Origin of the sequence: Pseudomonas sp. PS02290, from assembly GCF_029960075.1 — a bacterium.
Taxonomy (GTDB): domain Bacteria; phylum Pseudomonadota; class Gammaproteobacteria; order Pseudomonadales; family Pseudomonadaceae; genus Aquipseudomonas.
In genome coordinates this window covers 1-10476 of the sequence record NZ_JASCOY010000133.1, presented here as the reverse complement: position 1 = coordinate 10476, position 10476 = coordinate 1, and the positions used below count along the sequence as shown (strand labels likewise).

Sequence of the window (10476 nt, the reverse complement as noted above, 5' to 3'; positions counted from 1 at the left end):
CAGCCTTCGGCCGCGTCGCCGGCAGAGCCGCCCGCCGCCGAGCGGGTGGCCACCGTCACCCTGCGCCTCGCGGTGGTGAATAACAGCAAGTTCGTGCGCGGCCGGAAGCGGGCCACGGAGAACATTGGGGTCGTTTGCGGGAGAGGGCGAAATCCTACGCTAAGGCTTTGGCCAACGATATTCTCCGGTAAGATTGATGTGTTCCCAGGGGATAGGAGAAGTCGCTTGATATCTAGTATGACGTCTGTCGCACCTGCTTGATCGCGGCCGCGATAGCTAGATCGCGTTGCTCCTCTTCTCCATCCGCGTTCCAAGCTGCGGAAAGGCACCCATAAGCGTACGCCTGGTCGAGCAGGCGACGCGGATCGACGTCCAGCGCACGAGAGAATGCGTCCGCCATCTGTGCAATGCGTCTAGGATCGAGACAAAGGTCGTCTCTGTCAGCCGGATCGTAGAACATATTGGCGGCGCCAAAGCCCACTTCACCGACCAGACCGACGGGATCTATCACCAGCCAGCCGCGACTGGAGAACATGATGTTTTCATGATGCAGATCGCCATGTAGCCCACGCAGTTCCGAGGCATTGCTCATCATTTGATCGGCTATAATCGCCGCGTGGACGTAGTCAGTTTGACAACCTGCGTTTTGATCATCGCGCGCCCGCTGAAACAAAGCTGCAAAGCGATCCCGGATCGGGAGAAGGGCAGAAGGCAGGGGTTCCTCAGATGCGGCATACAGCTTCGCCATTAGTTCCGCTGCAATTTCGGTCGCCTGGTAGTCGCCGTGCTCGGCAACGATGTGAGAGAGCATTCGCTCCCCGGCATATTCGAGCAACATCAGATTGTTCTCACGACCGAGCAACCGGACTGCTCCCCTCCCATTGCGCCATACCAGATAGTCGGCCCCGCGCAGTTCATCAGCAATGTCTTCTATAGGTTTCAATCCCTTGACGATTGCAGGAGTCCCGTCTGGCAATGAAACTTTCCAAACGAGGCTGGAAAAGGTGTCCGCAATGAGAACAGGTTGCGAAACGTGCCAATGAGCAGGAAAAACAGGCGGCATGAACATCAACCCCAAGTCAGAGGGTCCAATCGCAGATAGAAGGCAAGGCGTTCGCGGTCGGGGGCTTCGATCCCCAATACATTGAATAGGACAGCGAAGGCGCGCTCTGCTTCATCTGGCGCTGCCCAGTTCTCTTCGGCGTTAGCAATCATGAGTGCCAAATCGGCATAGCGATCTGCTGTTCCGAGCCGCCCAAGGTCGATCAGACCCGTGCATTGAAGAGTTTTAGGGTCCACCATGAAGTTCGGCATGCAGGGATCACCATGGCAAACAACCATATCGGTGCGCTCTTGGTCGAGCCGCACCGGTAGCTCTCGTTCGACACGAGCCAAAAGATCGAGCTGCGGCGTACTCTTGTCCTCGTCCGGTAAGAAGTCGGGATTGACGGCATTGCGGGACACCACATCAACGGCGCGTCCGAACATTCGCGACAGCCTGCGCTCAAACGGACATTGATCAACCGATAGGCTGTGAACAGCGCCAAGTTGCTGCCCCATTGACGGCCACGCTTTGAGCAAATCCGCTCCAGACAGATCAGCCGCCGGTACTCCCGGAATTGCCGTTATCACCAAGCATGCACCCTCCTGTTCCTCCTGCCAGTTGATCACCTCGGGGCAAGCCACACCTCGACCTTTGAGCCAAATGAGGCGGTCACGCTCTCCAGCGAGCTCACCGCGGCGGGAAGCAGGTGCGATTTTCGCGAAGGCATGCCCGTCACCACGTCGAAAAACAAAATCACCAGATTCTCCGCCTCTGACAGGCAACCAGTCAGAATGCGATTCACCAAAAAAAATATTAGTTCGATTCAATGGAGGTTCCTTCAGTTTTCTGATGAAGCGCGGAGGTGGCTCAACCTGCGAAAAGAAACGAGTTGCTACGTAAGTCCGAGAACATGCTTTCCATGGTCTCTGAGCTCGCCTTTGGGACCGACATATCGGTAGAGAGTGACGCGCTCGATGCCGAGTTCCTTGCAGAGATCGGAAACTGAAGTATCGCGCTGGGCCATGGCGGCTTGCGCGAGACGCACCTGAGCTTTGGTGAGCGCGAATTTTCGTCCGCCCTTGCGACCGCGCGCTCTCGCGGAGGCGAGACCCGCCATGGTGCGCTCTCGGATCAGATCCCGCTCGAACTCGGCCAAGGTGGCGAAGATTCCGAACACCATGCGACCGGACGCAGTCGTGGTGTCGATCTGAGCGCCCTTTCCAGTCAGAACCCGCAGGCCGATCTTGCGGTCTGACAGCTCCTTCACCGTGTTGACCAGATGGGCAAGCGATCGTCCGAGGCGATCGAGCTTCCAGACCACCAGCACATCGCCGTCACGCAATGACTTGAGGCAGGCAGTCAAGCCAGGGCGATCATCACGACCGCCGGAAGCAAGATCATCATAGATATTGTCCCGTTCGACACCTGCGGCGCGCAAGGCGTCGTGCTGCAGGTCGAGAGACTGCGAGCCATCGGCTTTGGAGACGCGGGCATATCCGATCAGCATGTATCACAAACGTTGGTTTGAGGCGGCGCTTCGGCCACGATTGCATTGACCTCTGGAAATGTATCTCAACCAGCTTCATAAACAAAGCGTCTTGAACGCTATCAGATTTTGAAAAAGGAACATGTATGCCGCGTCGCGTCACTCTAACCGATCGGCAGAAAGACGCGCTGTTGCGCTTGCCGACTTCACAGACGGATTTGCTCAAGCACTATACGCTGAGTGATGAAGACCTTGGGCATATCAGGCTGCGTCGGCGCGCTCACAACAGGTTCGGCTTCGCCCTGCAATTGTGTGTCCTGCGCTATCCCGGCCGGGTGCTGGCTCCAGGCGAACTGATCCCTGCAGAGGTCATCGAATTTATCGGAGCGCAGCTTGGCCTGGGTGCCGACGATCTCGTAGACTATGCTGCCCGCGAGGAAACACGGCACGAGCATCTTGCCGAGTTACGGGGGCTCTACGGCTTCCGCACCTTCTCCGGACGTGGTGCGAGCGAGCTGAAGGAATGGTTGTTCCGAGAAGCCGAGATGGCGGTGTCGAACGAGGATATCGCCCGTCGCTTCGTAGCCGAGTGCCGACGCACCCGCACTGTCCTTCCCGCGACATCCACGATCGAGCGGCTTTGTGCCGCGGCTCTCGTCGATGCCGAGCGACGCATCGAGACGAGGATCGCCAGTCGGCTGCCTATGTCGATCCGAGAACAGTTGCTGGCATTGCTCGAGGAGACGGCTGATGATCGGGTGACCCGTTTTGTGTGGCTGCGCCAGTTCGAGCCTGGCTCGAACTCTTCGTCGGCCAACCGGCTGCTCGACCGGCTCGAATATCTGCAACGCATCGATCTCCCCGAGGATCTGCTTGCCGGCGTTCCTGCCCATCGGGTGACTCGTCTGCGCAGGCAGGGTGAACGGTATTATGCCGACGGCATGCGCGATCTCCCGGAGGACAGGCGGCTTGCGATCTTGGCTGTTTGCGTCTCGGAATGGCAGGCGATGTTGGCCGACGCAGTGGTCGAAACCCACGACCGGATCGTCGGCCGTCTCTACCGTGCTTCGGAGCGTATTTGCCATGCAAAGGTCGCAGACGAAGCGGGGGTGGTGCGTGACACCCTGAAATCCTTCGCCGAGATCGGGGGCGCCCTGGTCGATGCACAGGATGATGGCCAGCCGCTGGGCGATGTCATCGCGAGTGGGTCAGGGTGGGACGGCTTAAAAACCCTTGTTGCAATGGCAACCAGGCTGACCGCCACCATGGCCGACGATCCGCTCAATCATGTGCTCGACGGTTATCACCGCTTCCGCCGATACGCTCCACGCATGTTGCGCCTGCTCGATCTGCGAGCTGCGCCCGTTGCACTGCCGCTTCTGGAAGCGGTGACGGCCCTTCGTACCGGTTTGAACGATGCCGCGATGACCAGCTTCTTGCGGCCCAGCTCGAAATGGCATCGCCACCTTCGGGCCCAGAGGGCTGGCGACGCTCGCCTATGGGAGATCGCGGTGCTGTTCCATCTGCGCGATGCGTTCCGCTCCGGAGATGTCTGGCTTACTAGGTCCCGGCGCTATGGCGATCTGAAACACGCACTCGTTCCGGCACAATCCATCGCGGAAGGCGGTCGTCTCGCTGTGCCATTGCGGCCGGAGGAATGGCTGGCAGACCGGCAAGCTCGCCTCGACATGCGGTTGCGCGAGCTTGGCCGTGCCGCTCGCGCAGGCACGATCCCGGGCGGGTCGATTGAAAACGGCGTTCTGCATATCGAGAAACTCGAAGCCGCCGCGCCGACAGGCGCCGAAGATCTGGTGCTCGATCTCTACAAGCAGATCCCGCCCACGCGCATCACCGATCTCCTGCTGGAGGTGGATGCGGCGACCGGCTTCACCGAAGCGTTCACCCATCTGCGCACAGGAGCACCCTGCGCTGACCGGATCGGGCTAATGAACGTTATCTTGGCGGAAGGGATCAACCTCGGCTTGCGCAAAATGGCGGATGCGACAAACACCCACACCTTCTGGGAATTGATCCGCATTGGACGGTGGCATGTCGAGGGCGAAGCCTATGACCGGGCGCTGGCCATGGTGGTCGAGGCACAGGCAGCGTTACCCATGGCCCGGTTCTGGGGCATGGGCACGTCGGCTTCGAGCGACGGACAGTTCTTCGTCGCTACAGAGCAAGGTGAGGCCATGAACCTGGTCAACGCGAAATATGGCAATACCCCGGGCCTGAAAGCCTATAGCCACGTCTCCGACCAATATGCGCCGTTCGCAACCCAGGTGATTCCTGCAACGGCAAGCGAAGCGCCTTACATCCTCGATGGCCTGCTGATGAACGATGCTGGACGCCATATCCGCGAGCAGTTCACCGACACGGGCGGCTTCACCGATCACGTCTTTGCCGCATGTGCCATTCTCGGCTACCGGTTCGCTCCGCGCATCCGCGACCTGCCATCCAAACGGCTCTACGCGTTCAATCCGTCGGCCGCCCCGGCGCACCTGCGAGCGTTGATCGGCGGAAAGGTCAACCAAGCCATGATCGAGCGCAATTGGCCCGACATCCTGCGCATCGCCGCCACCATTGCTGCCGGGACCGTCGCGCCAAGCCAGATTCTGCGGAAACTCGCCTCCTATCCGCGGCAGAACGAGCTCGCGACAGCCCTGCGGGAAGTCGGTCGCGTCGAGCGCACCCTGTTCATGATCGACTGGATTCTGGATGCCGAACTCCAACGGCGTGCCCAGATCGGGCTCAACAAAGGCGAAGCTCATCATGCGCTGAAGCGGGCAATCAGCTTCCACCGCCGCGGTGAAATCCGCGACCGTTCCGCCGAAGGCCAGCATTACCGCATCGCCGGCATGAATCTGCTCGCCGCCATCATCATCTTCTGGAACACCATGAAGCTCGGCGAGGTCGTTGCAAACCAGAAACGCGATGGAAAGCTGCTATCGCCCGATCTCTTGGCCCATGTTTCGCCGCTCGGATGGGAACACATCAATCTCACCGGAGAATATCGCTGGCCAAAGCCTTAGCGTAGGATTCCGCCCCCTCCCGCAAACGACCCCATTACACCTTCCAGACTGACGGCAAGTTCATCGACCTGGATGCGCTCGTGGCGGGACTGGAGCTGGGCTGACGGAAATTTCTGGGATTCCGGCGTACAACCCCAGTAACGGCCGCGCGCAGTGTCAACAGCAGGCGAGAGCAATCTCGCCTCTCGATGGATTCGAACCAGGATTAGCCATGCCACTCGTTCACACCGAACTGCCCGCCGGCAGCCTGGCAGAAACGTCCCTCTCTCGTGGCCATGCGACGCAACGGCCACGGGGCACCGGGACCGCCCGATCGGAGGTGATTCCGGTCCGACGGGATCCTGGGCTCAGCCCAACCCCGGCACGTAAAAGGCGCTTGACCGCAACATCGCCCGTGGAAGGCCTAGAGCGTTTGGCGCTTGAGAGCTTGGCCGGGAGGCACACCCAACGCGACGTGGTGTCGATCACTTCAGAGATCGTCGCTCAGCTTCCTTCGCAAACCGGCTGGCGCTGGGCGGCGGCCGTCCGGTATCTTCATTCCGGACGATTCGCCCAGCTGCTCAGCTTCGTCGACCGAGATCAGCCCGTCGAGGGCTTCACCTACGCCATGTCCATCGGGCCGTGCGCGTACACGCCAACAGTTATCGGGGTCTCCTCGTTTTCAGTGCAATAAGTGACGGTACGAAAAGCTAGCACTGGCGCGGAGGTGGTGTTGGTAGATCGTTGATTTCATTGACTTTCCTGTTCACTTTCAAATCTGCGATTCGTGGCGTCAAACCGTGGTCGGTTTCATCCATTGGTGCCAGTTATCGATGCATTTGGCCGCGAAGGCAGGATTTGGTCAGCATAGCGGTCAACCGGGAAGCGAAACACACCCCGCAAGTTGATGCTCTCCAGCCTGGTGGGCGCAATCTTCTCGATCAGTTCCGGTGGAATGACCTGGCGGCGGTTCGACCAGCGATCCAGGACCGCCTGCATCTGTGAGGTATTCCACGCCATCACGATGTTGGCCATCAGGCTCAACGCATCGGCCACAGCCTGCATTTCATCGACACGTTTGGCCTGCGCCGGGCTGATCCGGCCGGTATAAATGGCGCGCTTGAGGGCGTTAACAGCCTCGCCCCGATTGAGCACCCGGCGCAACTCGTTCCTGAAAGCGTCCTTGACAAAGTAGTCAGCCAAAAACGCCGTACGCAGCAACCGCCCCAATTGCACGCCAGCCTCATAGATTGGATCGCCCTGGGCGGCAGAACCGAACCGCGCAAGAGCTGCCACCGCACTGGCATGTCCGCTCATGACCGAGGCTGCCAGGTGCACCAGACTATCCCAATGCTTTTCGATCAAAGCGACGTCGACATTGGCTTCGCACACCGCAGCGATTTCTGCGGGCACTTTGGTGCCGCGTGGCACAAAGAGGTGGCGCTGTTTGAGTTCCTTCAACCGCGGGCAAAGATCAAAACCAAGCAAACGGGCATGTGACATGGCAAAGTCGGTGTAGCCATGGGTATCCACAGCAAGCTGGCTGGTCTCCAGCTTTTCTTGGCGGATGACACCTTCAATGGCCACGCCCGCCTGGCGCTCATTGAGCACAAAGGGCTGCGCATGGAAGATGCCCCACCGGTCTTTTACATGGGAGTAGATTCCAATGGAAGGTGTGTTGCGCCGAGGATCAAGCCGGGCTTGCCACACCCGTTTGGTGGTCTCCATGGTCATCATGTCAGAAGATGCCAAATCGGACCGCCCCCAGGTGGCGGCAATCGGGTGTCGCTGCATGAATTCCAGCACAGCCTGGCAGGCCTGGCTCAGACGCCGTTCGTCCCGCGCCCAGCGCATGGCCTGGCGAATGCTGGTGGCAGACAATTGCGGAATCATGCGCGCGCATTCGACCGCAGTCAGACTGGTGCCGTGGGCCATGATGCCGGCATAGACCATCAGCAGCTCGTCGGTAGAGCGCGGCTCACGTCCGAGCATGATCCAGCTAAAGCGCACCTGGGCGTCAACGGCCAGAATCACTTCCGGCAATTGAACCTCACCGATGCGGTGATCCAAAGCCGCGCGCAGCTTGGTCACTTCTGGGTCTTCGTCCTCTGCGGGCAATGGCGACAAATGGAGTTCATCATCCACGCGCAGTACGCCACTGCGGGCTGCAGCGGCCACCGCATCGACACCGGCAGTTACTCTGGCCAGCAAAGGCTTCAAGAAAGTGGCAGCCTTGCTGGGTAACGATAGACGGGCATAGTGTTTCTTGGACTCTGCCTGCCAACGCTCGTCCGTGAAGAACAAGCGCGCACGACCCCGAAAGCTCAGGCTGTGCTCAATCCAGACCGAGCCATTGCGCACCGCGCGGCGCAGGGCAAACAGGGTGGCCACCTCCAACGCCTGAAACGCCCGTTCCCGGTCTGGGCTGGAGATCGAAACCTGCCAGATCATTCCCAGACTTGGTGCCACCACTTCAACTGGCAGCTTTCTGGATCCTTTGAGATATAAAGCTTGCAGCTTGGCAAGGTACTCGATGGCAGGATGCTCGCCGGTGGCCTGCCAGGGCAGCTTTGCAATGGCGACGAGCAACGACCGCACGGGGCGAATTCCATCAATCAATCCCTCGCGGACCAGGGAGGCCCTGCTCGGTGGTTTGCGTTTCTGGGTTTCGGTGATCAAGGCTTCAAGACGGGCACGCAACTCAGCATCTGGCACCGCACCTTGCGCGCTCAAGGCAACAAGTTCGCCGAGCAGCGTTTTGTACATTGCGGCCCAATTGACGGTAGCGGGGACATCGGCGGCAGCCTGACGCCACAGATCGGCGATCCGGCGCTGCACCATAAGGATCAACTGGTCTGTGGTGGTGAACAGGCAATACCGAAGAAAGCATGCGACCTCCACGGTGCGCGCTGGCTCTTTGATCTTGGCTCCGGCTGAGGGCGGCCTGGAGACAAGTCGGCGCGCGTAGCGGCGCAAGATGAGATCGGGGATGTCTGCCAGGTGCTTATGAACGTCCAGCGTGTAAAGCAGGTCGATGCGCTCCAGTACCTCGCTGATTTGGCGGGTTGAGTGTTTCGCCGGTGCAGCCCATAGCCAACTCTGCTGGGTTTGTCCATCTGGGCGCAGCTCTGAAACTGAGGCTCGCCAGCGATCAAGTGTTGCTGGATCAACGCTGGCGGCGATGGCGGTGCCTGTTTCAACTTCAAGCTGGGCAAGTGCCGCCGCAATCAGTGTCCGAATTGCCCGCTCGTGCACGATCACCAGCTTGTTCTTGTACAGCCATTGACGCGCCCGCACGAGTAGCTGATCGCGGTCGGCGCAGCGCGCCACTTCGTCGCGCAGTTCACGTACCAGTGAGCGGCGCTGGTGCTCGCTCATCCACTGGAATCCAAGGACCGTGCAGGCTACTTGTTGGTGATCGAATAGCGTGCGCCCGCGTTCATACATGGCTCTCAGCGAGGCGACTTCTGGTGCTGCAATGCCAAGCTCGTTGCCAAGGTGGCGCCACAAGGCTACTGGAATTACCCGAAAGGCACCGAGCAAACGCCCACTCATGCGCAGGAAACCAATATGGAGCGCCAGACCAAGCTTGTGGGAATCACCTCGGCGTGCATTGATTGCGTCGCGCTCGGCACCATCGAAGGTGAAAAATGCCTTCATCTCGAAGTCGCTGATATCGCGGGGGAGCCCACGCATCCCCAAAAACGTTGTGTGCCAACCCTGCATCGTGAACCTCAAAAGTGGGAGGCCACCATACCCGTTTACAAAGCGAACAGGAAAGTCAATGAAATCAACGGTCTACCCAGACCACCCCCGCGCCAGTGCTAGCTTTGCGTACCGTCACTTATTGCACTGAAAACGAGGAGACCCCCAATAGGGTCGTCAGATCTGTGGACGCTCAATCGTACTGTTCGATGTGGCGCATCTCGTTGTACCCGTCGATGTCGAACGGGCAACCTATGGAGAAACGCAATGACACTATTTGTTAGCTGTGAAGCCGTCGAAGGCAAACTTATCGCAAACCCGAACGGCGGCAAGGCCGGGGAGCCCGACTACTGTGGATGCCTAGAGTTGGTGATGGGTGACTGGGAAGGGGTGCCCCGTCTGCGGGTGCCACTCCTGGCGTTCGAGGAAGGGCAGGGAGATGCCCTCAGGTACCGGCTGAATCTCAGCGGTATCGAGGGATTCATGGAACTCAAAACCGTCAAGTACAGCCCGTTAAGCGCAGACTTCGAAGGCATCATCGACAAACAGCTCGAGGTGGCGGCTTGGCGCGAATACAACTCGAAGGATGGATGGCACCTGCGGCTTCGCGCATGGGGCTACTTGTTCTCGAACGGCGAATGGACAAGGTCCACGGAAGCCCTTATCTTTTGATCTAAACAGGTCCCTCTCGTTCATCGCGGGAGGGGCAACACCAACCTAGGAGTGCATCATGTCCAAGCCCCTCAGCATCGGCGCTTTCGCCGCCGTGCAATACCTGCCGCATATCGAAACCTTCCTGGCCACCGGCGACGGTGACTTCGACGGCCCGATCTGGGCCAAGGCCACCAGTGAAATCAAGTTCGTCGACGGCCGCGCGAGCTTCACGATGGTTCATGAATTCATGAGCCGCGACGGCAGCCGCATCTCGACGGTCGACACCGCCACAGGCATCCAGGTGCCGGGCATCGACGAGGTCTCGCTCACCGTCATGCACAAGGTGGTCGATTCCACCGGCAAGTTCGAAGGCCTGCGCGGCACCTTCCCGAGCTTCGGACTGCACAACTTTGCCACCGGCAAGGGCGTGCAGCGCTTCGGCGGCGAACTGAGCTGAAGTCAGCGCTAAGCAGCAGGTGCACCCGCTGATCGTGGGTGCGCCGGACGACCTCTCAAGGCGGCGCCGCCCGCCCAGCCCGCCGGCGCCGCGTGGTGAAGGCGCCCCGACGGGGCCC

At 59.8% G+C, this 10476-nt stretch carries 7 protein-coding genes; 3 read left to right on the top strand and 4 right to left on the bottom strand.

The annotated features are described in order from the left end of the window. Positions 1-232: 232 nt before the first annotated feature. From QMX88_RS27165 to QMX88_RS27155, 3 genes are all read right to left on the bottom strand, one after another. Positions 233-1069, bottom strand: coding sequence for an aminoglycoside O-phosphotransferase APH(6)-Id (locus tag QMX88_RS27165; RefSeq protein WP_000480968.1), 837 nt, complete (start codon positions 1067-1069; stop codon positions 233-235). Next, positions 1069-1872 carry an aminoglycoside O-phosphotransferase APH(3'')-Ib gene (gene aph(3'')-Ib / locus QMX88_RS27160; RefSeq protein ID WP_001082319.1) on the bottom strand — a complete coding sequence of 268 codons (804 nt, stop codon included), beginning with the start codon at positions 1870-1872 and terminating at the stop codon, positions 1069-1071. The genes QMX88_RS27165 and aph(3'')-Ib overlap by 1 nt, the downstream gene beginning before the upstream one ends. 65 nt (positions 1873-1937) lie before the next feature. Then, positions 1938-2552: a recombinase family protein gene (locus QMX88_RS27155; protein ID WP_000904906.1), complete on the bottom strand. Its 615-nt coding sequence runs from the start codon at positions 2550-2552 to the stop codon at positions 1938-1940. 125 nt (positions 2553-2677) lie between these two features. Between QMX88_RS27155 and QMX88_RS27150 the strand changes: the two genes are divergently transcribed. Further along, positions 2678-5563 carry a Tn3 family transposase gene (locus QMX88_RS27150; protein ID WP_001138082.1) on the top strand — a complete coding sequence of 962 codons (2886 nt, stop codon included), beginning with the start codon at positions 2678-2680 and terminating at the stop codon, positions 5561-5563. A gap of 789 nt (positions 5564-6352) precedes the next feature. Here QMX88_RS27150 and QMX88_RS27145 read toward each other — a convergent pair. After that, positions 6353-9268, bottom strand: coding sequence for a Tn3-like element IS1071 family transposase (locus QMX88_RS27145; RefSeq protein WP_034350331.1), 2916 nt, complete (start codon positions 9266-9268; stop codon positions 6353-6355). Between the two features lie 246 nt (positions 9269-9514). Here QMX88_RS27145 and QMX88_RS27140 point away from each other — a divergent pair, with 246 nt between their 5' ends. Together QMX88_RS27140 and QMX88_RS27135 are read left to right on the top strand one after the other, a co-directional pair. Next, positions 9515-9919 carry a hypothetical protein gene (locus tag QMX88_RS27140; RefSeq protein WP_064493289.1) on the top strand — a complete coding sequence of 135 codons (405 nt, stop codon included), beginning with the start codon at positions 9515-9517 and terminating at the stop codon, positions 9917-9919. 58 nt (positions 9920-9977) lie between these two features. Then, positions 9978-10358, top strand: a complete 381-nt coding sequence (locus tag QMX88_RS27135) for a hypothetical protein (RefSeq protein ID WP_011655359.1) — start codon at positions 9978-9980, stop codon at positions 10356-10358. The last annotated feature ends 118 nt before the right edge of the window (positions 10359-10476 follow it).

Bases quoted from the DNA above. Each gene is read 5' to 3' on its own strand.
- QMX88_RS27165 (WP_000480968.1), bottom strand. From the start codon at position 1,069: ATGTTCATGCCGCCTGTTTTTCCTGCTCATTGGCACGTTTCGCAACCT.
- QMX88_RS27155 (WP_000904906.1), bottom strand. From the start codon at position 2,552: ATGCTGATCGGATATGCCCGCGTCTCCAAAGCCGATGGCTCGCAGTCT.
- QMX88_RS27150 (WP_001138082.1), top strand. From the start codon at position 2,678: ATGCCGCGTCGCGTCACTCTAACCGATCGGCAGAAAGACGCGCTGTTG.
- QMX88_RS27145 (WP_034350331.1), bottom strand. From the start codon at position 9,268: ATGCAGGGTTGGCACACAACGTTTTTGGGGATGCGTGGGCTCCCCCGC.
- QMX88_RS27140 (WP_064493289.1), top strand. From the start codon at position 9,515: ATGACACTATTTGTTAGCTGTGAAGCCGTCGAAGGCAAACTTATCGCA.
- QMX88_RS27135 (WP_011655359.1), top strand. From the start codon at position 9,978: ATGTCCAAGCCCCTCAGCATCGGCGCTTTCGCCGCCGTGCAATACCTG.